The organism is Streptomyces sp. WP-1 (assembly GCF_030450125.1).
Classification (GTDB): Bacteria; Actinomycetota; Actinomycetes; order Streptomycetales; family Streptomycetaceae; genus Streptomyces; species Streptomyces incarnatus.
On sequence record NZ_CP123923.1, the window covers coordinates 3,928,147 to 3,954,654 of the forward strand.

Sequence of the window (26,508 nt, forward strand, 5' to 3'; positions counted from 1 at the left end):
CCGGGCCCGGCGCGGGAGACCGAGGCGTCCCCGGGCTACCGCGGCGGCTCCGGGCGTGCCCGGCCCGGCTCCGGGGTCTCGTCCCGCATGGCGCGCGCCGCCAGCACGTCGCCGATGAACAGGTCGTACACCAGGACCCCGATGACGCCGCCGACCAGCGGGCCCACGATCGGGATCCACCAGTAGTCGCTGAACACCCCGGCCACGCTGCCCGGGAAGGCGAGGCTCCCCCAGCCCTCCGCGTAGGTGAGCAGGCGGGGGCCGAAGTCGCGGGCCGGGTTGATGGCGTAGCCCGCGTTGGCGCCGAAGGACATGCCGATGGCGGCCACGATGAAGCCGGTGATCAGCGGGCCGAGGTTGGACTGCACGGCCTGGTTGCGCAGGTCGATGACGGCCACGACGAACATCACCAGGAACGCCGTACCGACGATCTGGTCGATCAGCGGGCCCCAGATCCCGCCGTGGAAGTACTCGGCGGGGAACGTCGCGAAGATGGAGAACGAGGCGTTCGTGTGACCGTTCACCTTCGGGCCCAGGGCGGCGGCGTCGTACGCGCCGATCGCCTGGTGGTAGACCAGGTACACCAGCGCAGCCCCGGTGAAGGCGCCGACCAGCTGCGCGAACCAGTACGGCAGCACCTTGACCCAGGGGAAGCCGCGGCGCACCGCCATCGCGAGCGTCACGGCGGGGTTGATGTGGGCGCCGCTGACACCGCCGGCCACATAGACACCGAAGACGACGGCCATCGCCCAGCCCCAGGTGATCAGCAGCCAGTCACCGGCGGCGAGGAAGATCGTGGTGGGCGTGGCGGCGCGGCCCGAGCCGGGCAGCGCGGCGACGGCCATCGCGACCACACCGCAGCCGAAGCAGATGAGGACGAACGTCCCGAGGAACTCCGCCAGGCACTCGCCCAGCAGGCCGCCCCGCGCCCGCAGCCTGGCGGGTTTGATCAGCGACGGAATCTCGACAGCCATGAACGGCCCCCTTGAAGAGGAGCAAAACGGCCAACGTCCCCATATTGGCCCACAAATGCTCTTCATGCAGGACGGGCCGAGGAGCCGTCACCCCTTCGCGTGATCCGTCATCGGCTGTCGAGGTCGTCCGCGAAGTGCCGGAATCCGTGCCGCTCCCGGTGCATGCTCCACAGCATCTCGGCGAGCACGGCGGGGTCCTTGCGGGCGTGGCCGGGGACGATGGCGCCGGGGACGACGAGTTGCGCGACATGGATTCCCTCGGCGGCGAGGCGTTCGTGCAGCAGATGCCCGTAGGCGCTCTGCGCGGCGAACGCGACGGACGTGCCGGTGCGCTCGACATGCGGCACGGCGGCCGTGCCCCCGTTCACGAACAGTATGGTTCCGCGCCCCAGGGCCCGCATCCCGGGCAGCACCCGCTGCACGGCGGCGACGGGGCCGTACACGGAGAACTCGATGGGCCCGGCCAGCTGCCGGTGGCCGGTCTCCAGCACGGGCCGCATGAAGTCCCGCTGCGGGACCGGGCTGTACTGGAGCACCTCGACGGTGCCCAGCTCCCGTGCGGCGTCGGCGAGGGCGCGGCTCAGCCGTTCCGGCCCGCGGACGTCGGCGGGGAAGGCGCGCGCGGTGACGCCCTCCTCGGCCAGCTCCCGGACCAGCGTGTCCAGCCGGTCCCGGTCGCGGGCGACGAGGGCGATGCCGTACCCCTCGCGTCCGAACCGCCGGGCGACGGCGGCGCCGAGTCCGGGACCGGCGCCCACGATGGCGACAGCGCTCACGCCCACCATCCGTACCGCACGCCGGCCCTCCCCGCACCCCGGACCGGCGGTCAGGCCATCCAGAAGAAGACGGCCGTCATGCGCTTCTCCTCCAGCGTGGCGCCGGTGTAACCGGTCGCGCTGTGCACGAGGTTGGCGTTGTAGAGCAGCAGCCGGTTGTACCTGTGCGGGACGCGGACGTCCTCCTCGAAGGCGTCCGGGGCGACGAAGCGGGTGCCGAGGGCCTCGACCAGGTTGGTGTGCGGGGCCTGGACGACATTGCCGCCGAGCCGGCCGCCGGGCAGGTGCTGGCGGTAGAAGCTGGTGCCGCAGTCCTTGGGGACGCCCGGGTTGAGGTACAGCACGGCCGCGTACCGGCACAGCGCGCGCGAGTCGGTGTGCGGGCGGGGCTCGCTCTCGCCCGCGCCGACGACCTGCACGCAGTTGTGGTTGAGCGTGCCGCCGCCGGGCGCCTCCTGCACCCACAGCTCCTTGGCGCCGGTCGCCTTCCTCACCAGCCGTTCGATGACGGCGAGTTCGGCGGGTTCGAGCCCCGGCATGGCGCGCAGCCCCGGCCAGGTCTCGGAGGTGTACGGGTAGCCCTCGACCCAGTCGTCCTTGGCCAGACAGCGCGCGCGTACGGCGTCCACGTCGGGCAGGACGTCGTCCAGGACCCAGTAGTCGCGGCCCTTGGTGGGCTTGCGGTAGGGCAGCACGGGCAGTGCGCCCGAGGGGCGGGCCGCGGGCATCCTGGGAGGTGGCTGTGGGGGCATGCGGCGAATCTAGGCCCGCGTTCTCCCCGCCTTCTCCCGGGGACCGGTCAACGTTTCCCCAACCATGTGTCATGTACACCAAGTCACGGCAATGGGGCCGGTCCGCCGGTGACCGGCCCCTTCGCCCCGAGGGTCAGCCGAGCCAGACCGTGGTGTCCGGCGGCAGCCCCCCGTCCCCGGACAGCGGCGCGCTGCTCAGGAGCACTTCCCCGGCGGGCATCGGCACCGGCTCCGCCCCCAGGTTGACGACGCACCGCCAGTCCTCGCAGCGGCGGAAGTCCAGTACTCCCTCAGGGGAGTTGGTCGACCAGATGAGCGACTCCCCGTCGAGCAGCTTGCGGCGCAGCCGCAGCGCGGTGCGGTACAGCTCCAGCGTCGAGCCCTCGACGCCGCTCTGCGCCTCGACGGCGTACGCCGCGAACCCGGGCGGCTGCGGCAGCCAGGCACCGCCGGGCCCGAAGCCGTACGACGGCCCGTCCGCCGTCCACGGCAGCGGCACCCGGCATCCGTCGCGCCCCTTGCGGACATGCCCGGTCTGCTCCCAGATCGGGTCCTGGAGCACCTCGGTGGGCAGGTCGGCGACCTCGGGCAGACCGAGTTCCTCCCCCTGGTAGAGGTACGAGGAGCCGGGCAGCGCCAGCATCAGCAGGGTCGCGGCCCGCCCCCGGCGCAGGCCCGCCTCCCGGTCGACGGCGGGCGCGTGACCGCCGGACAGCAGCCAGGCGCCGGGGTCGGTGCCGGGCGGGAGCATCAGCCGGGAGTGGTGCCGTACGACGTCGTGGTTGGACAGCACCCAGGTGGCGGCGGCGCCCGCGGCCCGCGCGGTGGCCAGCTCCTCGGTGATGACACGGCGCAGCTCCGCCGCGCTCCAACCGGCCTCCAGGTACTCGAAGTTGAACGCCTGGCCGAGTTCGTCGGGACGGGCGTACAGGGCGCGGCGGGGGCCGGGGACCCAGGCTTCGGCGACGGCGCTGCGCGGTGGCCGGTAGGCGTCGAAGACCTTGCGCCAGTCGCGGTAGATCTCGTGCACCTCGTCACGGTCCCAGTAGGGGTGGTCGCCGGCCGGGACGCGGAGCAGCGCGGTCTCCCCGGAGGCGCCGATGTCGCCGATGTCGCGCAGCGGTTCGGTCAGCTCCTTGGCCAGGCCGTGCGCCACGTCCACGCGGAAGCCGTCCACGCCCCGGTCGGACCAGAACCGCAGGGTGGTGCGGAAGTCGGCGCGCACCTCCTCGTCGTCCCAGTTGAGGTCGGGCTGTTCGGCGGCGAACAGATGCAGGTACCACTCGCCGTCGGGCACCCGGTGCCAGGCGCTGCCGCCGAAGACGGACTGCCAGTCGGAGGGCGGGAGTTCGCCCCGGGTGCCCCGGCCGGGACGGAAGACGTACCGCTCGCGGGCGGCGGAGCCGGGCCCGGCCCGCAGCGCCTCCTGGAACCACGGGTGCTGGTGGGAGGTGTGGTTGGGCACGAGGTCCACCACGACCTTCAGGCCCAGCCGGTGCGCCTCGGCGACCAGGGCGTCGAAGTCGTCCAGGCTGCCCAGGCGCGGGTCGACGTCCCGGTGGTCGGCGACGTCGTACCCCCCGTCGGCGAGTTCGGACGGGTAGAACGGGCTCAGCCACAGGGCGTCCACGCCGAGCGTCCCGAGATGGTCCAGGCGCCGGGTGATGCCCTTGAGGTCCCCGAGTCCGTCCCCGTCGGCGTCGGCGAAGCTGCGCGGATACACCTGGTAGATGACGGCCTGCCGCCACCAGTCGGGGTTCCTGGAGGAGAGGTCTGCCATACGGGTTCCCTTCGGTACGACGGACGAAGCGGACGCGACGTAGAGAATCTGTCCACATTGCCCGGAAAGCGAACCTTGGAAACCGGGACCGGTGTCAGGGCCGCCCGACCGTCTCCAGGTACAGCCGCGCGTACCGGCGGGCGTCGACCGCCAACGCGACGTCGATCAGCGGCCGTTCACGCGCGCCGTGATGGATCTCGGCCTCGCCCGGCCGGGGCCGCCGGTCGACGATCGTCTGCCCGCGGCCCGGTCCGGGCGCGAGGGCGACCTCGACCGGCAGCAGCCGGGTGGTCAGTCCCCCCGGGTCGGCGACCGCGCACACCGCGCCCGCGTCGCCGAGCCCGCCCGCCTCCTCCGCCCCGGGCGGCTCGCCCTGGGCGGCCGGACGGTGCGCGAGCAGTTCCCCGGCCAGCCGCGCCGCGCGGTCCCCGCTCGCCCGCAGCCTCCGCACCTCCTCGGCCTCCACCACCACCTGCCGGAACACGTCCAGGCCGTACATCGTGATCGGCACCCCGGCGGTGAGCAGCACGGCGGCCGCCTCCGGGTCGTGCCAGACGTTGAACTCCGCGACGGGCGTGGCGTTCCCGACCTCGACCGCGCCGCCCATGAAGACGATCCGCTCGATGTTGCGGGTCACCTCGGGGTGGGTGCGCAGCAGCAGCGCGATGTTGGTCAGCGGCGCGGTGGGGACGAGGGTGACCGGGCGGGGCGAGGCGAGGATCTCCCGGCGCAGCAGGGTGACCGCGTCCACGTCGGCGGGCCGCCGGGCCGGGGCGGGCAGCCCCAGGTCCCCCATGCCGTCCGCCCCGTGCACATGGGTGGCGGGCCGGGCCGGCTCCAGCAGCGGCCGCCCGGCCCCGCGCGCCACGGGGATCTCCGGCGCCCCGGCCTGCTCCAGCACGGTCAGCGTGTTGCGCACCACCCCGTCCACATCGGTGTTCCCGGCCACGCAGCTCACCGCCCGCAGCTCGATCCCGGGGTGCCGCACGGCGAACAGCAGCGCGAGGGCGTCGTCGACCCCGGTGTCACAGTCCATGATCACGGGCACGGGACGGCCGGGCATGGGGGCTCCTTCACGACGGAGGTTCGCGGCTCGGCCCGCCGGGGGCGCGAGGGGATCAAACACTAGTTCAGGCAGGCCGTACGAGGCCCGCCGCCGGACGGGTCCCAGACGCCTCACCCGTCCGGCGCCCCGCGCTGGTGGGGCGGCCGGGACGGTGGTGCCGTGGGAGGAGGCACCAGGACCGGGAGGCAGCGTGAGGTACGAGGGGATACGCCCGCGTGGTCGGCTGCCGAGGTTCCTGACCGGGCTCGGGCTGCTCGGCATCGGGGGGTGTGCCGCGCTGACGCTGAAGCAGCCGGAGACGGCGCGGCAGCCGCTGCCGACGATCGACCGGCCGGCCCAGAGTTCCAAGGCCCCCGCCCGGCCCGACGGGTCCTCGCTCACCGACGCGCAGGCGCAGGCCGCGCTCCTCGGCCAGAGCGATCTCGGCGCCCCCTGGACCGCGACGCGCGGGGCGGCGACCTGGCGGGACGGGATGCTGAAGGCGAGCACCTCGGCCGGTGAGTGCCAGAAACTCCTCGACGCCCTCTACAGCGACCAGCTCCTCGGCGGCCCGGCCCGGGTCGCCGTCGGCCTGGACGACGCCGACACCGACGCCCAGCTCCGCTACCAGATCGGCGCCCGCCGCCCCTCCGACGTGGACGCCGCGCTGAACTGGCTGCGCACCATGCCGGCGAAGTGCGCCCGCTTCGACGCCGTCACCCAGCAGAACCTCCAGGAGGACGTCCAGGTCTCGGACCTCGCCCTCCCCGAGGTCGGCGACGCCCGCCAGGGCCTGCACATCACCGTCTCCGCCACCACCGAGGACGGCCAGGACGTCCGCCTCACCCTCGATGTCGCCACCGTCCGCGTCGGCGACGACGCCTTCGCCTTCACCAACGGCGGCCTGGGCGACGTCCCCAACGACGCCACGCAGGCGGCCGTGCAGGTGGGCGCGCTGCGGCTGGCGGATGTGCGCAGGCAGGGGCGGGTGGACGTGTAGGGAGCGGGGCCGGGCGCGTGCAGGAGGTGGGGGCGGGGGCACGTGCAGGAGGCTGAGGCGGGGGCGCGTGCAGCAGGTGGGGGCGCGGGGTCAGAGGGGTGGCTGGGCCGGGGCCGGGCCCAGGGTGGTGGTGCCGGGGGTGGTGCGGTGGCCGAGGCCCGTGCGGTAGGCGTCCAGGGCGGCCTCCGTGCGGCCGGTGCGGCGCAGCAGGTCGCCCAGGAGGCGGCAGAGGTCGGCCAGATCGCCCGCGGCGCCCGCGCGTTCCAGGAGGCTGAGGGCGCGGACGTAGTGCTCCTCGGCGGACTCGGTGTCGCGGGCGTCCTCGGCGATGATGCCGAGGAGCCGGTGCGCGGCGGCGGCGTGCATCGCGCCGCGTTCGGAGGAGAAGTCGCCCAGCACCCCCTCCAGGAGCGCGGCGGCCTCCGTGGAGCGGCCCAGGCGGTGCAGCACATCGGCCAGTTCCACCGCGGCCTGGCTGCGGTAGAGCGCGGCGCTGGTCTCGGAGAGCATGGCGAGCGCCTGCCGCAACTCCGCTTCCGCAGCCTCCAGTTGCCCGTTCTGCGCCTGCACATAGCCGCGCATCCAGTGGCAGTTGGCCAGCTCGGTGCGCAGCTGGAGCTGGCGGTACAGCTCGGCGGCCTTGGCGAGGGAGGCGTCGGCCTCGGCGGGGCGGCCCTCGGCGAGCAGGGTGCGGGCCACCGAGCGGTGCATCCGGGCGATCAGCGCCGGGTCCCCGGCCCGCGGGGCGAGCGCGAGCGCGAACTCGGCGGCCTGGGCGGCGCGCGCGTGAGCGCCCATGTCCAGGTAGGGGCCGATGACGCTGGCGTACAGGAGCAGCAGCGCGTCCGGGTCGGACAGGCCACCCCGGTTGAGTTCGTCGAGGGTGGTCTCCAGCAGGTAGACGGCGTACCGGAGTTCGCCCGCCAGGTAGTGGGCGACCGCCCGGCCGCGCACGGCGGGGGCGCGGGCCGCGGGGGAGGCGTCCGCGAGGCGTTCCTCGGCGCGCTCGAAGTGGGTGTGCGCGCTCGCCAACTCGCCCGTCTCCAGGGCGCATTCGCCAAGGCCCAGCAGCGCGGCCGCCTGCTCGCCCGCCAGGCCGTGCGCCTCCGCCTCGGCCAGCAGCTCGGTGTACCGTCCGGCCGCCTCCTCGGCCCGCCCGGCCGCGAGCGTCCGCCGGGCCTCGGTCAGCCGCAGCCGCAGCTCGGTGGCGAGATGGGCGGGGCGGCCCAGGGCCAGTTCCTCGAAGCTCACGCCGAGCCGCCGCGCGATGTGCCGCAGCGCCTCGTCGGAGGCGCGCACCCGGCCCGCCTCCAGGGTGGAGATGTACGCCGGTGTGTAGGCCGGTTCGGCCAGCTGGCGCTGGGTCAGCCCGCGCTCCGCGCGCAGCCGCTGCACCCGCCGCCCCACCGTCTCCGGATCGTCCCGCTCACGCACCGCAGCACCCCCCAACTGGCCCGCCGGACCTTGCCGTTCGGCTCGGAATGCCTCTAGGTTAAACGGCGGATTAAACCTGCTTAATACGCCGCTGTCGTGTTGCGAGGTCGCCGTGTACGGACGTCCATCCGCTCCCTACGGACACTCCACCGCGCGGAGGGCCGTCGCCGCCGCCGTGATAGCCGCGGCGTCCCTCATACTCGCGGCCAACGCGGGCCCGGCCCGCGCCATGGCACCGGCGCCCCCCGAGGCGCAGGTCACCGCCTCGGCCCCGGCGGCGGCCGGCCGCTGACCGGAACCACGGGGACCACCGGTGTCGCAATCCCCGCCACCCGCCTAACCTGCCCGCATGACCTCTGCCGCCCATGCCTCCGCCGCCGCCCGCACCGCGCGGGACCTCACCGCCGACCTCCCGCTCCCCGGCCTGGAGGACTTCTACCGGGACCTGCACCGGCACCCCGAGCTGTCCCTGCGCGAGCACCGCACCGCCGGGAAGCTGGCCGGGCGGCTGACGGACGCCGGGTTCGAGACGGCGGAGGGCGTCGGCGGCACCGGCGTCGTCGGGCGGCTGGCCAACGGCGACGGCCCCACCGTGCTGCTGCGCGCCGACATGGACGCGCTGCCCGTCTCCGAGGCGACCGGGCTGCCGTACGCCTCCACCGCCGACGGCGTGATGCACGCCTGCGGGCACGATCTGCACGTCACCTGGCTGGCCGGGGCCGCCGCCGCGCTCGCCGCGGGCCGGGACACCTGGCGCGGCACCCTGCTGGTGGTGGGGCAGCCCGCCGAGGAGTCCGGACAGGGCGCCCGGCGGATGCTCGCGGACGGCCTGTACGAGCGCTTCGGGCGGCCCGACGTCCTGCTCGGCCAGCACGCCGCGCCCGGCCCGGCGGGCCTGTACCCGCACGTGCCGGGGCTGATCATGTCCGCGGCGACGGACGTGGACATCGTGGTGCACGGCCGGGGCGGCCACGGCTCGCGCCCCGAGGCGACCGTGGACCCGGTGGTGACCGCCGCCTATCTCGTCACCCGGCTGCAGAGCGTGGTCTCGCGCGAGGTCGCCGCGGGCGAGTCCGCCGTCCTCACGGTGGGCCGTATCGAGGCGGGCACCCGGCACAACATCATCCCCGACGAGGCGCGCATCGCCTTGAACCTGCGCACCCAGTCCGAGGCGGTACGGCAGCGGATGCTGGCCGCGATCCGCCGGATCGCCCAGGGCGAGTGCCTGGCCGCCGGCTGCCCCCGGGAGCCGGAGGTGACCATCGGCGCCACCTTCCCGGTGACCGTGAACGACGCCCCCACCGACACCACCGTGGCCGCCGTGCACGGCGAACTCTTCGGCGCGGCGACGGTGTTCGACCCCGGCCCGGCGATGGGCAGCGAGGACTTCCCCGAACTCGCCCTGGACGGCGCCCTCCCCTACTCGTACTGGTTCGTCACCACCACGCCCCACGACACCTGGAACGAGGCGCCCGGCGACACCCTCCCGGAGAAGCTCGCCGCCGTCCCCAGCAACCACAGCCCCCACTTCGCCCCCGACCCGGCCACCGTCGCGCCGGGCGTGCGCACCCTGGTCTCGGGGGCGCTGGCCCTGTTGTCGCAGGCGTGACCCACTCGTCGCACACGCGCCACGGAGAACAGACAGGTCCCGCGCAGCCGGGGCGCGCGCGGGCCGTGCCCGAAGGCGCCGACATCGTGAACTCCACGACGTACGGCGCCTGGAAGTACCTCACCTTCACCAAACAGCCGTCGTACGGCGGCGGTTCGGATTCAGATCCGCTGAAGCTCCCTGAGCTGCCGCCGTACGTCCTCCAGCGCGCCCTGCCTGCGCCCCGGCACCCGGGCGCGCAACCCGGCGAGCATGGGCCCCAGTTCACGGGCCCGCGCCGCCTCCTCGATCCGGCCCCACTGGTGGTGCGCCCGGTCCACCGCGGCCTCCACGGCGGGCGCGTCCGCCTGCTGCCCGGCGGCGAGCCGGTGCTCGGCGACCTCCATCCAGCCCTGGCAGCTGCGCGCCGCGTCGCCCGCGAACATCGCGAGATCCGCGCGGACCTCGGCCCAGTGCAGGGCGTCCTCGGAGGCCGGTCCGTGCTCGTCCGCGGCGGCTTCCTGGTGCCGGGCGGCGATCGCGTCCGCCTCCTCGTGCCGCCCTGCCCGCACGGCGGTGCTGATGGCGGCGTGGGGGTCGGGGGCGGGGTTCTCCAGGGCGGGCGGCTCGGGCTGCGCGGGGATGTCGAGCGGGGCCTCCGCTTCCACGACCGCGCCCGTACTCGTACCCGCGCCCGCACTCCCGCCCACGGGACCGCCGTACGTCTGCTGCGCGCCCACCGCCGGCCCGAACCCGGGATCCCCGCCCGGCGTCGGGTGCGGGATCGCCGGATACGGCTGCGGGGCCGTCGCCGCGACCGGGGCCAGCAGGATGTTGCTCGGGATCTCCTCCGGGATCCGGGCGAGCGCCTGCTGGTGGAGGTCGTCCAGCGGGGGGCGGTGCCCGCTGCGCAGCAGGGTGGCGACCGTCTTCATGTACGACGGCTCGGCCGGGCCCCGGCGCCCGTGCGGCGGGGCGATCCGGCCGTAGACCGCGGTGGTGCGGCCGCAGTCCAGCGGGTGTTCGTGCAGGTGGCGCCAGACCTCCGGGTCCGCGTGCAGGTCGACCACCAGGGCCGTCTGCCCGGGGGCGCGCAGCCGCAGCTCCTCGCGGATCCAGTGCCAGGGCACCGCGGTGTAGCGGACGGTGGCCGAGGTGGTGCGGGCCAGCGCCAGATGCGGCAGCCGCTGCCGGCGGTCCAGGTGCAGCTGGCCGGTGAGGTACACGGTGAGCGGTCCCGGCGCGGCCGCGGCGGCGCGCAGCCGGGTGAGGACGCCCTGGGGCTCCACCGGGTCCGCCAGCTCCACGACGTTGGCGGTGTCGGCGCCGGACAGCACGGCGGGGGCGACGGCGGCCAGCACCGGCAGCACGGCGGCCGCGTCCACCAGGCGTCCCCGGCCCAGCGGCGAGGCCGCGAGCAGCAGCACGGTTCCGGGCATGGTCCCTCCCCCTGTAGGCGCTGCGGTCCCTGCGGATCCGCTCTCTCCCGTCAGCACCGTAGCCGCTGTGACCCCCGCGACGCGCCTCAGCCCGGGGAACGTCCCCGTTCGGGCGCTTCGGGCTGCCCCCCGGGTCCCCCGGGACTGCCCCCTCAGGGGATCCGGGTCCCCGGCGGCCGCGGTGCCGACCCGATATCCGGCAGCGGCTCGGTCCCCGGGCACTCCTCGGTCTCCGGCAGGCGGCGGACCGCGAAGGCCGTGGTGTCGTCGGCCAGCCGGCCCCCGCTGTGCCGCAGCACCCCGTCGCGCACCCGCCGGATCAGCCGGCTGGGTTCGGCGCAGCGCGGATCGGCGGCGACCGCGCGGGCGATGTCGCCGATCAGGTCGTAGAACTCGCCCCCGCCGTCGCGGGCCTCGGTCACCCCGTCGGTGACCACCAGCAGCGTCTCCTCCTCGGCGAGCGGCACCCGGTGGACCGGCGGCAGCCCGCCGACCAGCTCGCACAGCCCGAGCGGCGCCCCGTCCCCGCTGGGCAGCTCGCGCACCCCGCGCGGCCCGACCGCGAGCGGTGCCCCGTGCCCGAAGTTGACGACGTCGACCGTCCCGCGCTCGCCCCAGGAGAAGTCGGCCAGCACCGCCGTGGCGAACCGGTCCACGTCCCGGCGGCCGATCGCGGCGGAGTGCACCCGGTGCCGCAGCATCCGGATCTCCAGCCGCTCGCCGACGGTCCCGAGATCCTTCTCGTGGTACGCGGCCTCCCGGAAGGTGCCGAGCAGCGCGGCCGCCGCGTCCACCGCGCCGAGCCCCTTGCCCTGCACGTCGCCGAGAAGCACCCGGATGCCGTACGGGCCTGGCTGGATGTCGTAGAAATCGCCTCCGACCTGCGCCTCCACATCCGCGGCGAGGTACATGCCGGCCTGTTCGAGCCCGGCCCAGCGCTCGGGCAGGGGGCGCAGCACGGCCCGTACCGTGGTCTCGGCGACGTGCTCCATGCGCAGCATGTGGCGTTCCTGCCGCACGCGCAGCGCCGCCGTCAGGGTGGCCAGGACGCCGCCGAGAGCGACGAGGACGAAGTCGGGCAGGCCCGCCTTGTACTGGTCGGGCCAGGCGTTGTCCACCAGGACGTACGCCACCAGCGACACCATCGCGAACCCGGCCGTCGTGCCCACCCCGCAGACGGCGGCGGCGAGGCCGGGCACCAGGACGATCCAGGAGACGATGCGGAACTGCGCGCCGGTCTCCAGGTCCAGCGCGGCGATGGCGACGAGCAGCAGCGCCGGCAGCAGCCAGCCGTGACCGCGCCCGCCGATGCCTGCCGGGCGCCGCGGGTGCTTCACCCTGTTCACGGCTCGGTCCTTCCGCTCACGTCGTCCGAGTCTCCAGGTTCCGGGGAGCGACACGGCAGATCGGCGGGGTATCCGGCGTCAGGGGCCCGGATTCCCCGTGATTTTGGGCCCGGGGGCCCGGCCGACTTGCCGGAGCGTGCTCCCAGGTGTGCATTGGATAGCGGAACGGGGGCGAGGAGAGAGGAGTGCTCTCATGGCTCACGCGGCACCCACATCCGGCGGAATGCCCCGGCGCGGCCCGGCACCCGAGGTGCAGGCCGGCACCTCCCCCGACCAGCGGCGGACACCCGACATCCTCGACGCCCGCACCCATCGCCTGGCCCGGATCGCCATCCCCGTCGCCCTGGCCCTGGTCTACGGCTACTGGGTGGCGGCCGACAACCGCGCGGGCGGCCCCATCACCGGCTGGAACCTGCTGCTCGGGTTCGTCAGCGCCCTCGTCTTCGCCGTGGTCTGCGTCGCGCTGCTGACGCTGGCCCCCCGGATGATCCGGGAGGCGCACGCGCTGCTGTGGACGGCGTTCGTCGGCATCGCCTTCGGCTGGCTCTACGCCCAGAGCGACCACTCGATCCTGCGCTCCATCCTGATGTCCCTGCTGATCGCCGGGGCCACCTTCGTCGTCTTCTTCTACCGGTACTACACCCGCGAGGACGCCTTCGGGCGGCGGATCCGCTGAGGCGGGCGCGATCCACCCGGTTCGCCCGAGCGGACGCACTCCGGTCGCGCGCCGGGCCCGCAGGCCGTTGCCTGGGAGGGTGCCGTCACGCCTGAGGAGCGCCCTGTCGGCCGTACTGATCACCCTGTCCTGCCTGCTCGTGCCGTTCGGCGCGCTGGCACTCTGGGCGGCGTACGGGCTCACCGACACGGGCCGGTACGTCACCACGATGGCCCCGCTCGCCGCCGACCCGGACGTGCGGGACGCCGTCGCGGACGCCGTCGGCGACAGCCTGCTGCGCGAGGCGGGGCGGGGGCTGGACACCGGCCCGCTGCGGGGCTCGGTACGGCCCTTCGTGCACGACGCCGTGCGCTCCTTCACCCAGACCCAGGCCTTCAGGCTCGCCTGGGACGCCGGTAACCGGGTCACCCACGACACGGTGCTGCGGGCCCTGCGCGACGACCGCGACGAAGCGGCCGCCGAGCCGGTCACCGTGGACTTCGCCCCCGTCACCGCCCAGGTCAAGCAGCAGCTCAGCGACGAGCACATACCGCTCGCCGCCCGTATCCCGGTGCAGCACACCGCGGTCGCCGTGCTCCCGGCCGACGAACTGACCTCGCTACGAAAGGGGTTCCACGTGCTCGAAGTCGCCGGATTCTGGCTTCCGCTCGCGGCCGTGGTCTTCGCCGCCGCGGGGATCGCCCTGGCCGTGCGCCGCCGCCGGGCCATCGCCGCGACCGCCCTCGGCACCGCCCTCGCGGGCGCGCTGCTCGGTCTCGCCGTCGCCGTCGGCCGCTCCCTGACCCTCGCCGGCCTGCCCTCCGACGTACCCCACCCGGCCGCGGGCGCCGTCTACGACGCCCTGACCGGGACCCTGCGCACCGCCTCCTGGCTGCTGCTGGTCCTCGGCCTCACGGTGGCCCTCACCACCTGGCTGACCCGGAACCTGCGGCCCGCCCGCCTCGTGCGACGGCTGCGAGGACCGAAAGAGCCCGCGCCAGCTCCGGCTCAGGAACCGACCCGAGTCCAAGCCTGACCGCGCCCGGCGCCCCGCCGGGCGCCACCGCGAACGCGGTGCCCGGCGTGACCGCGATCCCGCGCTCCCGCGCCGCCGCCGCGAAGGTGTCGGCCCGCCACGGCGCCGGCAGCTCCCACCAGGCGAAATAGGAGAACGGGTCCGACCGTACGGCGTACCCGGCCAGCTCCTCGGCCAGCAGCCGCCGGCGCCGGGCGGCATCCCGCCGCTTGGCCGCCACCAGCCGCTCCACGGTCCCGTCGCCGATCCAGCGCACCGCCGCCTCCAGCGCGAACGCGCCCGCGCTCCAGCCCCCGGACCGGATCGCCCGTGCCACGGCCTCGGTGCGGTCCCCGGGTACGACGACGAAGCCGACGGTGAGCCCGGGGGCGACGCGTTTCGAGAGGCCGTCGACGAGGTGGACGAGACCGGGGGCGAGGGCGGCGAGCGGGGGCGCGCCCGTCTCGGCCGGCGGGTGCAGGAAGGACCAGATCCGGTCCTCGATCACCGGTATCCCCAGCCTGTGGACGACATCCGCCACCTCGGCCCGGCGGCTCGCGCTCATGGTCAGCGTGGTCGGGTTGTGCAGGGTCGGCTGGAGGTAGAGGGCGGACAGCGGGGCGGCGCGGTGCGCGGCGGCGAGGGCCTCCGGGCGGGGCCCCTCCTCGTCCATGGCGAGCGGCACCAGGGTCCGGCCGAGCCGGGCGCCGATCTCCTTGACCAGCGGATACGTCAGCGGTTCGACGCCGACCCGGCCGCCGGGCCGGACGAGGGAGACGAGCGTGGCGGCGATGGCCTGCCGGGCGTTGCCGGTGAACAGGATCCGCTCCGGGTCGGCGCGCACACCGCCCTGGGCGAGCAGCCCGGCGACCGCCTCCCGCGCGGCCGGCGTCCCCGCGACCGAGGCCGGCCGCAGCGCGCCGCCGAGCGCGTCCGACCGCGCGAGCGACGCGAGCGCCGGACTCAGCATCTCCGACTGATCTGGCAGATAAGGGTAGTTGAGCTCCAGATTCACGGGTTCGTCGCCCGCCGCCTCGGTCAGGGCGTGCCCGGACTGCCCGTCCGGCGCCCCGGCCCGTACGAACGTCCCGCGTCCGACCTCCCCCACCACCAGTCCCCGGCGCACGAGTTCGCCGTACACCCGCCCCGCGGTGGAGGGCGCGAGACCGTGCCGACGCGCGAACGCCCGCTGCGGCGGCAGCCGTTGGCCCGCGCGCAGTCGTCCGCTCGCGATGTCGGCGGCTATTCGGTCGGCGATACGCCGGTAGTCGTTCACAGTTCCCCCTGTTGTCCCGCACTCCCGGCGCGGTCGTGGATTGCACCGAGGGCAAAGATCTTATTGCACCGAGGAATTGAGCCGCCTAGGGTCACCCACATGCCCCCTTACCTCGCCTACACCGACAAAGGCCCCGAAACCTCCCACCGGGCCCCTCTTCTCCTTCTCCACGGCCACCCCTTCGACCGCACGATGTGGAACCCGCAGGTGACGCGGTTCTCGGCCGAGCGCCGGGTGATCGCCCCGGATCTGCGCGGCTACGGCGCCTCACCGGTGACCCCGGGTACCGTCCCGTTCGCCCGCCATGCCGACGACCTCGCCGCACTCCTGGACTTCCTGGGCGTGGAGACGTTCGTGCCGGCGGGGCTGTCGATGGGCGGCCAGATCGCGATGGAGTGCTGCGACCGCCTCGGCGACCGGATCCGGGGCCTGGTCCTCGCGGACACCTTCGCCACCCCGGAGACGCCCGAGGGCAAGCGGGGCCGGCGGGCGATGGCGGACCGGCTGCTCGCCGAGGGGATGCGGGGGTACGCCGACGAGGTGCTGGAACGGATGGTCGCGCCGTACGCCGACGCCCGGGTCAAGGCCCATGTCCACGGCATGATGACGGCCACGCCCCCGGAGGGCGCCGCGGCGTCGCTGCGCGGCCGTGCCGAACGCCCCGACTACCGGCCCGTGTTGGCCCGGGTCACGGTCCCGACGCTGATCGTGGTCGGCGCCGACGACACCTATACGCCCGTCTCGGACGCCGAGGCCCTGGGCGCCACGGTGCCGGGCTCCGTCGTGGAGGTGGTCGAGGGCGCGGCGCATCTGCCGAATCTGGAGCGTCCCGAGGAGTTCGACCGCGCGCTGCACGCCTTTCTGCTGCGCGTGGACGGCACCGCGTAGGCACGGACGCGGACGGGGCACCGCATCCAGGGCCGCTAACCTTACGTGTCCGTCCTGGCCAGCGATTGACGGTGTCACCTCAGCGAAGGGTTGCACACATGGGCATTCTCACTCTCCTGCGAAACGCATTCGGCCGCTCACGCAAACCCCGGGCCGCCGAGGCAGAGGGTGCGACGACCCAACCGGAGACAACCCCGCCGGCCTCGTCCCCCGCCGAGTCCGCCGCAGCCTCCCCCACGATCCCGGAACCCCGCGAGTCCCCGTCCCTCGAACAGGACGCCACGACCACCGAGGAACACGACCTGGTGGCAGCCGCGTTCGACAAGATCCGGGTACCGAGGCAGGCGGACGAGCCCGACGCCGAGGAAGAGGCGGGGGGCGAACCCGACGCCGAGGAAAAGGCCGAGGGCGAGCCCGACGCCGAGGAAAAGGCCGGGGACACGGCCGAGGCCGGCGTCGAGACCAAGGCTGTGGGAGAGGCCGAGGTTGAGACCGGGGCCGACGTCGAGGCCGAGGCTGAGGGAGAGGCCGAGGGGGAGGCCGACTCCGAGGGACAGTCCGGGGGCACGGCCGAGGCCGGCGTCGAGACCAAGACTGCGGGAGAGGCCGAGGTTGAGACCGGGGCCGACGTCGAGGCCGAGGCTGAGGGAGAGGCCGAGGTTGAGCGTGCGGCCGAGGACAACGCCGAGGCGGAGGCAGCGGCTGAGCCCGAGGCGGCGGTGGCGACTGAGGCCGAGCCTGCCGTAGGAACTGGAGCCGAGGCCGAGTCGAAGGCAGAGCCTGAGACGACGGTCGCGGCCCAGGCCGAGCCGGACGCCGAACCGCAGGCGGACGCTGAGGCCGAGGTCGCGGCAGAGACCGGCGCTCCCACCGAGGAGCAGGCCGAGCCCAACACGACCGTTGAAGCCGAAGCCGAGTCGGTCGCTGAGGCCGCCGCCGCCGAGGCCGCCCTTGATGCCCCGGTCGAGACCGAGGAAAAGGCCGAAGCCGAAGCCGACCCGACGCCCGAGCCTGAGGCGGCAGCGGACAACGAGCCGAAGGCTGAAGTTCCGGTAGCGACCGAGGAGCAGCCCGAGACCACCGTCGAGCCGGCCCCGGAAGCTCAGGCAGCAGTCACCGAAGCCGCCGCCGATGCGCCGGTAGAGGCCGAGGTGGCAGCGGAGGACAAGCCCGAGGCGGACGTCGAGCCGGACCCGGAACCTGAAGCAGCAGCCGCCGAGACCGCCCTCGATGCCCCGGTCGAGACCGAGGAGAACGCCGAAGCCGAAGCCGGGCCCGAGACGGCCGTCGAGCCACAGGCCGCGGACACGGCTGAGCCTGTGATCGAGGCGGAAGCCGAAGCGGACCTCCGGCCGGAGGCCGAGACCGAGACCGCGGAGCGGACGGAACCGACCCCCGAGCCGGCTTCCGACGTGGAGCCGACGACGGAGACGTCGGAGGCCGAGGCCGAAACGTCCCCGGAGCCGGTCTCCGAAGAGACGCACGAGGCCACCGCCGCACTCACCACCTCCACGGACGAGGAGCCCTCGCACCCGACGGCAACGGACGCCCCCACGGAACCCGCGTCCGCCGAGGAGCCGAAGGCCACCCCCGACCCGGAGCCGACCGAGGCCGAGCCGGAGGCGACGGCGGACACTCCCGTCACCGAGCCCACCTCCCCGGCCCCCGCCGAAGCCCCCCACCCCCCGCAAGCCGCCGACGGCGAAGGCGCCCCACAGGTCGCACCCGCACTCGACGACGCAACCCGCGCGGGTGGGGACGACCACACCCCCCACGACCCGCAAGCCGCCGACGGCGAACGCGCCCCACAGGCGGCCCCCGCCTCCGAAACCCCTCGCACGGGTGGCGCGGGTGGGAACGAAGACTCCCCCCAGCCCGCCGTCGGCCAAGGCGTGCCCCGCACAGACGGCACCCGCACCCCCGCCACCCCCCTCCCCACCCTCAAGGAATCCGCCCCCACCCTCACCACCGCCTACACCGCCGCCACCGCCCCCCTCGCGAACACCGACCTCACCGGCACCCGAGCGAAGCTCTACCTCGTGCTGGACCGCTCCGCGAGCATGCGCCCGTACTACAAGGACGGCTCCGCGCAGGCCCTCGCCGACCAGACCCTCGCCCTCGCCGCACACCTGGACCCCGAGGCCGCGGTCCACACCGTCTTCTTCTCCACCGAGGTCGACGGCACCACCGACCTCACCCTCACCCCGGACCACGCGACGCGGATCGACGACACCCACGCGGACCTGGGCCGTATGGGCCGTACCAGCTACCACGCCGCCGTGGAAGCCGTACTCGCCCACTACGACGCGAACGTCGCCCCCGGCACCCCCGTCCTCGTCGTCTTCCAGACCGACGGCGCCCCGGACGCCAAGACCCCCGCGACCCAGGCTCTGACCGCCGCCGCGAAGTCCCACCCCACGGTGTTCTTCTCCTTCGTCGCCTTCGGTGACCTCGACAACAAGGCCTTCGACTACCTCCGCAAGCTGAAGACCCCCAACACCGCCTTCTTCCACGCGGGTCCCACCCCCCGCGAACTGACGGACACGGAACTCTACGAGGGCGTCCTCGCCACCTGGCGCCCGTAGCCGCGAGGCAACCCCGTCCAGTCACCGGCCGCCCCTTCCCACCCTGTAAAACGGGAAGCGGGCGGCCCACCCGTCTCGGCTACCATTTCAAGGTTCGTAAAACAACCCGACCTGGGAGCAGCCCCCGATGGCTCGACACCTCATCACCAGCGCCCTTCCGTACATCAACGGGATCAAGCACCTGGGCAACATGGTGGGGTCCATGCTCCCGGCGGACGTGTACTCCCGGTACCTCCGCCAGCGCGGCCACGACGTCCTCTACATCTGCGCCACCGACGAGCACGGCACCCCCGCCGAGCTGGCCGCCAAGGAGCAGGGTCTCGCCGTGGACGCGTTCTGCGCCCAGGCGCACGACGCCCAGAAGGCGGTCTACGACGGCTTCGCGCTGGCCTTCGACTACTTCGGCCGCAGCTCCTCCGCCGAGAACCGCGAGATCACCCAGCACTTCGCCCGCAAGCTGAACGAGAACGGCTTCATCGAGGAGCGGGCGATCCGGCAGGTCTACAGCCCCGCCGACGGCCGGTTCCTCCCGGACCGCTATGTCGAGGGCACCTGCCCGCACTGCGGCTACGACAAGGCCCGCGGCGACCAGTGCGAGAACTGCACCCGTGTGCTGGACCCGACCGACCTGATCAACCCGCGCAGCGCGATCTCCGGCTCCACGGACCTGGAGGTCCGCGAGACCAAGCACCTCTTCCTGCTCCAGTCCAAGCTCCAGCACGAGGTGGAGGCGTGGGTCGCCCGGCACGAGGACGACTGGCCGCAGCTGGCCTCCTCCATCGCCCGCAAGTGGCTGACCGAGGGCCTGCACGACCGTGCGATCACCCGTGACCTGGACTGGGGCGTCCCGGTCCCGGCGGACACCTGGCCCGAGCTGGCGGCCGAGGGCAAGGTCTTCTACGTCTGGTTCGACGCCCCGATCGAGTACATCGGCGCGACGAAGGAGTGGGCGGACCAGGACCCGGCCGGCCGGGACTGGAAGTCCTGGTGGTACGACGTCGACACCGACGTGCGCTACACGGAGTTCATGGCCAAGGACAACGTCCCGTTCCACACGGTGATGTTCCCGGCCACGGAACTGGGCGTGCGCGAGCCGTGGAAGAAGGTCGACTACGTCAAGGCCTTCAACTGGCTGACGTACTACGGCGGCAAGTTCTCCACCTCGCAGAAGCGGGGCGTCTTCACCGACCAGGCCCTGTCGATCCTGCCCGCCGACTACTGGCGCTACTTCCTGATCGCCAACGCCCCGGAGTCGGACGACTCGTCCTTCACCTGGGAGCACTTCACCGCCACGGTGAACAAGGACCTGGCCGACACGCTCGGCAACTTCGTCAACCGCGTCCTGTCCTTCTCCCGCAAGCGCTTCGGCGACGACGTCCCGGCCGGCGGCGAGCCGGGCGAGGCGGAGGCGAAGCTCGGCGAGGAGATCGCGCGGCTCCTCGCGGAGTACGAGTCCCAGATGGAGGCCCTCCAGTTCCGCAAGGCCGCGGCCGCCCTGCGCGCGCTGTGGTCGGCCGGCAACTCCTACCTGGAGGAGAAGGCTCCCTGGCTGGAGATCAAGACCGACAAGGACGGCGCGGCCCTCACCCTGCGCACGGCGATGAATCTCATCCACCTCTACGCGGTCGTCTCCGAGCCCCTGATCCCGGCCACGGCGGCGGCCATGCGCGGTGCCTTCGCCCTCGCGTCGGACACCGCGACCTGGGTGAGCGCGGACGAGGCCAAGTCCCTCGCCTCGGTCCCGGCCGGCACCCCCTTCACGGTCCCGCCGGTCCTGTTCGCCAAGCTGACGGACGAGGACCTGGCCGCCTACAAGGAGCGCTTCGGCGGCGAGGACAAGGCCGAACCGACCGCCTGAGCCGGGTCGCGACGACACACCAGGGCCCGGAACGCCATCATGGCTTCCGGGCCCTGCCCGTCTCCACCGCCCCCGTTCCCCCTGGCAGAGTGCGGATCCCGTGAACCTTCCCGAACCCCACCGGCGGCTGATCGCGGACGCCGTCACGGCGGGCGGACCGCATGGTCTGGTCCTCGCCGGCGGATACGCGCTCGAGGCGCACGGACTCGTCCGGCGTCCGCACGCGGATGTCGACCTCGCGACCGAGAGCGCCGAGGACATGGCCGGCATCGCCGCCGCGGTCACGGCCGCCCTGGAGGCGCGGGGCCGTACCGTCCGGGCCGGGGACGCGACCGCGCGCACCGCGCGGCTGACCGTCTCCGACCCGCCGACCGGGGAGCCGCACGTCCTCGCGCTGCACAAGGAGAGCCTGTGGGGGCCGCCGGACCTCACCGGGTACGGGCCCGCCCTGTGCCTGGAGGACGCCGTCGGCACGAAGATCCGCGCGCTCTACGACCGGGGCGCGGCCGTCGACCTGATCGACGCGCGGGCCGCGGCGGCCCGGTTCTCGCTGCCCGACCTGGAGGAACTGGGCCGCCGGCACACCCATGACACCTTCGACCTGCCCACCCTCCAGTCCCGCCTCACCGGCACCGACTTCTACCCGGACAGCCAGTTCACCCGCTACGGCCTGGACGAGGCGGAGATCGCCGGGCTGCGGGCCTGGGCCCAGCACTGGTCGGACGACATCGCCGAGCGGCTGCTGGAGGACGGGGCCTGCCCGGACGAGGAGGAGGACGGGCCGGAAGACGCCGAGTGACGCGAAGACGCCCGGGACCCCGAGGGGTTCCGGGCGTCTTCACGACAGCGGCCGGCCGGACTACTTCGGCTGCGGCTTCCTGATGTTCAGGTGCAGCTCGCGCAGGCGGGACTCGTCCAGCTCGGTCGGCGCGCCCATCATCAGGTCCTGGGCGTTGCCGTTGAGCGGGAAGGCGATCGTCTCGCGGATGCTGGGCTCGTCCGCGAGGAGCATCACGATGCGGTCCACGCCGGGGGCGATGCCGCCGTGCGGCGGGGCGCCGAAGCGGAACGCGCGGAGCATGCCCGCGAACTTCTCCTCGACGGTCTCGCGGTCGTAGCCCGCGATCTCGAACGCCTTCAGCATGATGTCCGGCTCGTGGTTCCGGATCGCGCCGGAGGACAGCTCGACACCGTTGCAGACGATGTCGTACTGCCAGCCCAGGATGTCCAGCGGGTCCTGGGTCTCCAGGGCCTCAAGACCGCCCTGCGGCATCGAGAAGGGGTTGTGCGAGAAGTCGATCGAGCCGGTCTCCTCGTCCTTCTCGTACATCGGGAAGTCGACGATCCAGCAGAACCGGAAGACGTTCTCCTCGAACTGGCCGGCGCGCTTGGCGGCCTCGACGCGGACCGCGCCCATGATCTTGGAGACCTCGTCGTACTCGCCCGCGCCGAAGAAGATCGCGTGGCCGGGGGCGAGCGAGAGGCGCTTGGTCAGCTCGGCGACGTTCTCCTCGGTGAGGAACTTCGCGATCGGGCCGGTCAGCGTGCCGTCCTCGCCGACGCGGACCCAGGCCAGGCCCTTCGCGCCCAGCGTGACCGCGAAGTCACCGAGCTGGTCGAAGAACTTGCGCGGCTGGTCCTGGACCGCCGGCACCGGCAGCGCGCGCACGTGCTTGCCCGCGAACGCCTTGAACTCCGAGCCCTCGAAGACATCGGTGATGTCCACCAGCTCCAGCTTGGCGCGCAGGTCCGGCTTGTCGGAGCCGTACTTCAGCATCGCCTCGCGGAACGGGATCCGCGGGAAGGGGGAGGTGACATGGCGACCGCCGCCGAACTCCTCGAACAGCTCGGTCATGAGCTTCTCGATCGGCTGGAAGACGTCCTCCTGCTCGACGAAGCTCATCTCGACGTCGAGCTGGTAGAACTCGCCCGGCGAACGGTCGGCGCGGGCGTCCTCGTCGCGGAAGCAGGGCGCGATCTGGAAGTAGCGGTCGAAGCCGGAGATCATCAGCAGCTGCTTGAACTGCTGCGGGGCCTGCGGCAGGGCGTAGAACTTGCCGGGGTTCAGCCGGGAGGGGACGACGAAGTCGCGGGCGCCCTCGGGGGAGGTCGCGGACAGGATCGGCGTCGCCATCTCGTTGAAGCCGAGCGCGGTCATCTTGTGGCGGATCGCCGAGATGACCGCCGTACGCAGCATGATGTTGCGGTGCATGCGCTCGCGGCGCAGGTCGAGGAAGCGGTACTCCAGGCGCCGCTCCTCGTTGACCCCGTCCTCGGCGTTGATGGTGAAGGGGAGGGGCTGGGCCGCGCCGAGCAGCTCGACCTCGGTCACCTCGACCTCGATCTCGCCGGTCGGCAGGTCCGGGTTCACGTTCTCGGTTCCACGTGAAACAACGGAGCCGTCGATACGGACCGTGGACTCCTTGGAGAGCTTGTCCAGGGCCTCGTAGGCGGGGGTGCCGGGGCGGGCGACCAGCTGCGTGATGCCGTAGTGGTCGCGCAGATCGATGAAGAGGATGCCGCCCAGGTCGCGCCGATTGTGCAGCCAGCCACTGAGCCGGACGTCGGTGCCGACGTCAGAGGCGCGGAGCTGGCCGCAGGTGTGGGACCTGTACCGATGCATCGTCGTTCATCGTCCTTCGTGGGTGCGGGTTTCGAGGTGGTGATCGCCCGGGTTGCCGACCCGGCTGATCTGATCCAAGGGTACCGGGCACCCCAAGATCGGCTCCCCACGATTCACGGCCCGCGGCCCTACGGTGGCACGCATCGAGCGCATCTCCTTAAATTGGGGCAATGCGTACAGGTGAGCCGCTCCCGGCCGTCGGAGACGTCCTCGCCGCCCTCGCGACCGGGCTGTGGCACTGGGACACCGCGGACAAGCTGGTCACCGTGGACGCGGAGGCGGCGCGGCTGCTCGGGCTGCCCGCGGCGCCGGCCACCCTCACCGAGGCCCAGACCCGGGCCCGGCTGCATCCGGCCGACTGGAACGAGATCACCGCGGTGGTGCAGCTCGCGGTCGCCGAGGGCACGCTCGCCGAGGCCCGGGTGCGGATCATGGACGAGGGGGGCACCGTGCTGCGCGTCGTACGCAGCCGTTCGAAGCCGTCGTACGACGCCGGGCGGCGCGCCTATGTACTGACCGGCACCCTCCAGGAGGTCGCCGAGCCGGGCCCCGACCCGGCGGGCGGCCGCAGCACGGTCACCGGGCCCTGGCGGCGCTCGCGGGAGGCGTTCCTGCTGGACGCGGGCCGGGCGCTGGCCGAGGCGCGGTCCACGGCGGAGGTGCTGCGGGTCGCGGCGGGCCTGTCGATGCCGGGGTTCTCGCCGAACGGCCTGGTGGTGTTCGGGGTGGAGGGCGACCGGCTGACGATGATCGGCCACCACGGGCACCAGCCCGACGAGATGGGCCCGTTCACCAGCATGCCGCTGGGGCTGGAGTACCCGGCGGCCGAGGTGGTGCGCACCGGGCGGGCGGTGTACCTCTCCTCGCCGGAGGAGTACCGGGACCGCTATCCGGTGACCTGGCCGCTGGCCCGGCCCTTCGGGCGCAGTTCCTGGGCGTTCCTGCCGCTGACCGTGGGCGGGCGCACGATGGGCGCCTGGATGGCGGGCTTCGCCCATCCGGTGGCGTTCACCCCGGACGAGCGGGCGGTGCTGACGACGGTGGCCCGGATGCTGGCGCAGGCGCTGTCCCGGGCGGAGACCGCCGAGTCGGAGCGGGAGCTGACGGAGGGTCTCCAGCGTTCCATGCTGCCCTCGCTGGGCCCGGAGGTCCCGGGGGTGCGGATCGCGGCCCGCTACATCCCGACCGGCGGCGGGCTCCAGGTGGGCGGCGACTGGTACGACATGATCCCGCTGCCCGCCGGGCGGTTCGCGCTGGTCATCGGGGATGTGCAGGGGCACGATGTGCGGGCGGCCGGGCTGATGGGCCAGCTGCGGATCGCGCTGCGCGCCTACGCCTCCGAGGGGCACCGCCCGGACGCGGTGCTCTCGCGCGCCTCCCGCTTCCTGCACGGGATCACCCATGACGAGCAGATGTCCGACCCCCGGTTCGCGACCTGCCTGTATGTGGCGGTCGATCCGGTGAGCGGACGGCTGGAGATCGCCCGCGCGGGCCATCCGGACCCGGTGATACGGATGGCCGACGGCACGGTGATGCTGCGGCCGACGGCGGGCGGGCTGCCGCTGGGCATCGACCCGGACGCGGACTATCCGACGACCCGGTTCGCGCTCCAGCCCGGGGAGACGCTGATGCTGTGCACCGACGGGCTGATCGAGACCGGCGGGCACGACCTGGACAGCGGCTGGCTGCGGCTGCGCTCGATCCTGGAGGCCCACGAGGGCGATCCGGAGGCGCTGGCCGACGCGCTGGTGCAGGGCGTGCACGGGCCGTCCTCGCACCACACGACGGGGCCGCTGGCCGACCGGCGCGAGGACGACATCGCGCTGTTGCTGCTGTGCCGTCCGGGTCCGGGCGGCGGGTGCGACGAGACGACGACGGTACGGCCCCGGGTGCGGCGCATGCTGCATTCCGTCGGCCAGGACGAGCCCGAGCGGATCGCCGTGGCGCGCCGGCATGTGCGCGACCTGCTGCACGACTGGGCCTCGCCGGACCAGGTCGACTCGGCGGAGCTGCTGGTCTCCGAGATGGTCACCAACGTCCTGGTGCACACCGACGCGGACGCGCTGCTGCTGGTCGAGGTCGTCGAGGAGGACGGCCGGCGCCGGCTGCGGGTCGAGGTCTTCGACAGCGGCGACGACCTCCCGCACAAGCGCCGCCCCGGCGAACTGGCCTCCTCCGGTCGGGGCCTGCTGCTGATCGGGCTCCTGGCGCACGCGTGGGGGGTGGACCCGCGGGGTGAGGGCAAGAGCATCTGGTTCGAGCTCTACGAAGGACCGGGCGAACCGGGCGGCAGGACCCCGGGCGACGGCGTGCCGGGCGACGGCGTGCCAGGTGCCGAGGTGCCGGGCGACGGGGTGCCGGGTGACGGCGGGTCCTCCGCGGCCGGGGGCCCGTAGCGGTCGCGCAGTTCCTGTACGACGCCGAAGGCGGCCGCGGTCAGCGGGACGGCCAGGAGCATGCCGAGGATGCCCGCCACGGAGGCGCCGGCCGTGATGGTGACCATGACCACCGCGGGATGCATCTGGACGGTGCGGCTCTGGATCACCGGCTGGAGCACATGCCCCTCCAGCACCTGCACCGCGAGCACCACCCCGAGCGTCCACAGCGCGATGACGAAGCCCCGGTCGGCGAGGGCGACGAGCACCGCGACCGCGCCGGAGATGAATGCGCCGAGGTAGGGGATGAAGGCGCCGACGAAGACCAGCGCGCCGAGCCCGAGGGCGCCGGGCACCCGGAGGATGAGCAGGCCGACGGTGATGCAGACGGCGTCGATCAGGGCGATCAGGGTGGTGCCGCGCATGAAGCCCTCGACCGCCCGGTAGGCGCGCCGCGCGACGGCTTCGAGGGTGTCGGCGGTGCCCCGGGGCGCGAGGGAGCGCAGGGTGCCCGCCACGAGGTAGGAGTCGCGCAGGAAGAAGAAGACCAGGACCAGGGCGAGGACGGCCAGCGCGATGCTCTCGCCGACCACGCTCACCCCGCTGATGACATTGGACGCGGCGGTGCCGCCGAACCGGCGCAGCAGCTCCCCGGAGTTGGTGGTGAGGTCTCCAGGCCGGTCCCGGCGGCCCCGAAGTGCCGGGAGACGCTCTTGGCGGCGTTGCGCAGCGAGGTCATGATCTCGTCGCCGCTGTCCACGAGGGCGGCGACGACCACGTAGACCGCGCCGCCGACGACGGCGACCACGGCGACGCAGGTCAGCCCGGCCGACACCGAGCGCTGCACGCCGGCCCGCACCAGCCGCCGGTGCAGGGGGCCGAGCAGGGCGGTGCCGAGGAGGGCGAGCAGGACCGCGGTGACGGCCGTACGCAGTTCCCCGCACAGCCGCACCCCGACCCATCCGACCCCCGCGGCCAGCAGCAGCACGGCGCACCACGCGGCGAACCGCCGGACGGGCTCGGGCAACAGATGCACGTCACCCAGCGGATCACGCCGGCCGCCGGGTGTCTCGCGCTGCGGGCCCGGGCGGGTGAGCGG

General features: G+C 73.7%; 20 protein-coding genes and 1 pseudogene. 10 read left to right on the forward strand and 11 right to left on the reverse strand.

Going from position 1 to position 26,508, the window contains the following annotated elements; translation table 11 throughout:
* Positions 1 to 35: 35 nt before the first annotated feature.
* From QHG49_RS17015 to QHG49_RS17035, 5 genes are all read right to left on the reverse strand, one after another.
* The gene (locus tag QHG49_RS17015; protein ID WP_159703295.1) at positions 36 to 974 is read right to left on the reverse strand and encodes an MIP/aquaporin family protein; all 939 of its coding nucleotides are present in this window, start codon (positions 972 to 974) and stop codon (positions 36 to 38) included.
* Between the two features lie 107 nt (positions 975 to 1,081).
* Entirely contained in the window at positions 1,082 to 1,759 is a 678-nt protein-coding gene (locus QHG49_RS17020) for an SDR family NAD(P)-dependent oxidoreductase (protein ID WP_159703292.1), read from the reverse strand.
* Positions 1,760 to 1,800: 41 nt separating this feature from the next.
* Positions 1,801 to 2,502, reverse strand: a complete 702-nt coding sequence (locus QHG49_RS17025) for a DUF6445 family protein (protein WP_159703289.1) — start codon at positions 2,500 to 2,502, stop codon at positions 1,801 to 1,803.
* A gap of 133 nt (positions 2,503 to 2,635) precedes the next feature.
* Complete coding sequence (locus QHG49_RS17030) at positions 2,636 to 4,282, reverse strand: glycoside hydrolase family 13 protein (RefSeq protein WP_301490205.1); 1,647 nt, start codon at positions 4,280 to 4,282, stop codon at positions 2,636 to 2,638.
* A gap of 94 nt (positions 4,283 to 4,376) precedes the next feature.
* Positions 4,377 to 5,345 (reverse strand): nucleoside hydrolase, encoded by a 969-nt coding sequence (locus QHG49_RS17035; RefSeq protein ID WP_301490206.1) that lies wholly within the window; start codon positions 5,343 to 5,345, stop codon positions 4,377 to 4,379.
* A gap of 193 nt (positions 5,346 to 5,538) precedes the next feature.
* On the opposite strand from QHG49_RS17035, the gene QHG49_RS17040 reads away from it, so the two are divergent.
* Positions 5,539 to 6,327, forward strand: a complete 789-nt coding sequence (locus QHG49_RS17040) for a hypothetical protein (RefSeq protein ID WP_145486957.1) — start codon at positions 5,539 to 5,541, stop codon at positions 6,325 to 6,327.
* Between the two features lie 90 nt (positions 6,328 to 6,417).
* Here QHG49_RS17040 and QHG49_RS17045 read toward each other — a convergent pair whose 3' ends face one another.
* Positions 6,418 to 7,761 carry a helix-turn-helix domain-containing protein gene (locus QHG49_RS17045; protein ID WP_301490207.1) on the reverse strand — a complete coding sequence of 448 codons (1,344 nt, stop codon included), beginning with the start codon at positions 7,759 to 7,761 and terminating at the stop codon, positions 6,418 to 6,420.
* A gap of 112 nt (positions 7,762 to 7,873) precedes the next feature.
* Between QHG49_RS17045 and QHG49_RS17050 the strand changes: the two genes are divergently transcribed.
* Positions 7,874 to 8,053, forward strand: coding sequence for a hypothetical protein (locus tag QHG49_RS17050; RefSeq protein ID WP_145486953.1), 180 nt, complete (start codon positions 7,874 to 7,876; stop codon positions 8,051 to 8,053).
* A 57-nt stretch (positions 8,054 to 8,110) separates the two neighbouring features.
* Positions 8,111 to 9,370, forward strand: coding sequence for an amidohydrolase (locus QHG49_RS17055; RefSeq protein ID WP_301490208.1), 1,260 nt, complete (start codon positions 8,111 to 8,113; stop codon positions 9,368 to 9,370).
* A gap of 161 nt (positions 9,371 to 9,531) precedes the next feature.
* Here the strand turns inward: QHG49_RS17055 and QHG49_RS17060 are convergent, their stop codons facing one another.
* Both QHG49_RS17060 and QHG49_RS17065 read right to left on the reverse strand, forming a co-directional pair.
* Positions 9,532 to 10,788 carry a hypothetical protein gene (locus QHG49_RS17060; RefSeq protein ID WP_301490209.1) on the reverse strand — a complete coding sequence of 419 codons (1,257 nt, stop codon included), beginning with the start codon at positions 10,786 to 10,788 and terminating at the stop codon, positions 9,532 to 9,534.
* Positions 10,789 to 10,940: 152 nt separating this feature from the next.
* The gene (locus QHG49_RS17065; RefSeq protein WP_159703268.1) at positions 10,941 to 12,134 is read right to left on the reverse strand and encodes a PP2C family protein-serine/threonine phosphatase; all 1,194 of its coding nucleotides are present in this window, start codon (positions 12,132 to 12,134) and stop codon (positions 10,941 to 10,943) included.
* A 193-nt stretch (positions 12,135 to 12,327) separates the two neighbouring features.
* Here QHG49_RS17065 and QHG49_RS17070 point away from each other — a divergent pair, with 193 nt between their 5' ends.
* Positions 12,328 to 12,810 carry a hypothetical protein gene (locus tag QHG49_RS17070; protein WP_145486948.1) on the forward strand — a complete coding sequence of 161 codons (483 nt, stop codon included), beginning with the start codon at positions 12,328 to 12,330 and terminating at the stop codon, positions 12,808 to 12,810.
* A gap of 79 nt (positions 12,811 to 12,889) precedes the next feature.
* Positions 12,890 to 13,825: a hypothetical protein gene (locus tag QHG49_RS17075; RefSeq protein ID WP_159703262.1), complete on the forward strand. Its 936-nt coding sequence runs from the start codon at positions 12,890 to 12,892 to the stop codon at positions 13,823 to 13,825.
* Here QHG49_RS17075 and QHG49_RS17080 read toward each other — a convergent pair.
* On the reverse strand, positions 13,713 to 15,080 hold the full coding sequence (locus tag QHG49_RS17080; protein ID WP_301490210.1) for a PLP-dependent aminotransferase family protein: 1,368 nt from the start codon (positions 15,078 to 15,080) through the stop codon (positions 13,713 to 13,715). The two genes, QHG49_RS17075 and QHG49_RS17080, sit on opposite strands and share 113 nt — an antisense overlap.
* A gap of 99 nt (positions 15,081 to 15,179) precedes the next feature.
* Between QHG49_RS17080 and QHG49_RS17085 the strand changes: the two genes are divergently transcribed.
* The 4 genes from QHG49_RS17085 (at position 15,180) to QHG49_RS17100 (ending at position 21,210) form a co-directional block, all read left to right on the forward strand.
* Positions 15,180 to 15,968, forward strand: a complete 789-nt coding sequence (locus QHG49_RS17085; protein WP_159703256.1) for an alpha/beta fold hydrolase — start codon at positions 15,180 to 15,182, stop codon at positions 15,966 to 15,968.
* 305 nt (positions 15,969 to 16,273) lie between these two features.
* Positions 16,274 to 18,553 (forward strand): VWA domain-containing protein, encoded by a 2,280-nt coding sequence (locus QHG49_RS17090; RefSeq protein ID WP_370530475.1) that lies wholly within the window; start codon positions 16,274 to 16,276, stop codon positions 18,551 to 18,553.
* A gap of 127 nt (positions 18,554 to 18,680) precedes the next feature.
* Positions 18,681 to 20,411: a methionine--tRNA ligase gene (metG, locus tag QHG49_RS17095; protein ID WP_145486943.1), complete on the forward strand. Its 1,731-nt coding sequence runs from the start codon at positions 18,681 to 18,683 to the stop codon at positions 20,409 to 20,411.
* A gap of 100 nt (positions 20,412 to 20,511) precedes the next feature.
* Positions 20,512 to 21,210, forward strand: coding sequence for a hypothetical protein (locus QHG49_RS17100; protein WP_145486942.1), 699 nt, complete (start codon positions 20,512 to 20,514; stop codon positions 21,208 to 21,210).
* A gap of 60 nt (positions 21,211 to 21,270) precedes the next feature.
* Here QHG49_RS17100 and aspS read toward each other — a convergent pair whose 3' ends face one another.
* Positions 21,271 to 23,034, reverse strand: coding sequence for an aspartate--tRNA ligase (gene aspS / locus QHG49_RS17105; protein WP_145486941.1), 1,764 nt, complete (start codon positions 23,032 to 23,034; stop codon positions 21,271 to 21,273).
* A 170-nt stretch (positions 23,035 to 23,204) separates the two neighbouring features.
* On the opposite strand from aspS, the gene QHG49_RS17110 reads away from it, so the two are divergent.
* Entirely contained in the window at positions 23,205 to 25,430 is a 2,226-nt protein-coding gene (locus QHG49_RS17110; protein WP_301490212.1) for a SpoIIE family protein phosphatase, read from the forward strand.
* Here QHG49_RS17110 and QHG49_RS17115 read toward each other — a convergent pair.
* Positions 25,385 to 26,445, reverse strand: a pseudogene (locus tag QHG49_RS17115) (AI-2E family transporter); the annotation flags it as partial. The gene QHG49_RS17110 and the pseudogene QHG49_RS17115 overlap by 46 nt on opposite strands.
* Between the last annotated feature and the right edge of the window lie 63 nt (positions 26,446 to 26,508).

Excerpts from the sequence above, each read along its gene's own strand:
- QHG49_RS17015 (WP_159703295.1), bottom strand. The coding sequence starts at position 974 with ATGGCTGTCGAGATTCCGTCGCTGATCAAACCCGCCAGGCTGCGGGCG.
- QHG49_RS17020 (WP_159703292.1), bottom strand. The coding sequence starts at position 1,759 with ATGGTGGGCGTGAGCGCTGTCGCCATCGTGGGCGCCGGTCCCGGACTC.
- QHG49_RS17025 (WP_159703289.1), bottom strand. The coding sequence starts at position 2,502 with ATGCCCCCACAGCCACCTCCCAGGATGCCCGCGGCCCGCCCCTCGGGC.
- QHG49_RS17030 (WP_301490205.1), bottom strand. The coding sequence starts at position 4,282 with ATGGCAGACCTCTCCTCCAGGAACCCCGACTGGTGGCGGCAGGCCGTC.
- QHG49_RS17035 (WP_301490206.1), bottom strand. The coding sequence starts at position 5,345 with ATGCCCGGCCGTCCCGTGCCCGTGATCATGGACTGTGACACCGGGGTC.
- QHG49_RS17055 (WP_301490208.1), top strand. The coding sequence starts at position 8,111 with ATGACCTCTGCCGCCCATGCCTCCGCCGCCGCCCGCACCGCGCGGGAC.
- QHG49_RS17060 (WP_301490209.1), bottom strand. The coding sequence starts at position 10,788 with ATGCCCGGAACCGTGCTGCTGCTCGCGGCCTCGCCGCTGGGCCGGGGA.
- QHG49_RS17070 (WP_145486948.1), top strand. The coding sequence starts at position 12,328 with ATGGCTCACGCGGCACCCACATCCGGCGGAATGCCCCGGCGCGGCCCG.
- QHG49_RS17085 (WP_159703256.1), top strand. The coding sequence starts at position 15,180 with ATGCCCCCTTACCTCGCCTACACCGACAAAGGCCCCGAAACCTCCCAC.
- metG (WP_145486943.1), top strand. The coding sequence starts at position 18,681 with ATGGCTCGACACCTCATCACCAGCGCCCTTCCGTACATCAACGGGATC.
- aspS (WP_145486941.1), bottom strand. The coding sequence starts at position 23,034 with ATGCATCGGTACAGGTCCCACACCTGCGGCCAGCTCCGCGCCTCTGAC.
- QHG49_RS17110 (WP_301490212.1), top strand. The coding sequence starts at position 23,205 with ATGCGTACAGGTGAGCCGCTCCCGGCCGTCGGAGACGTCCTCGCCGCC.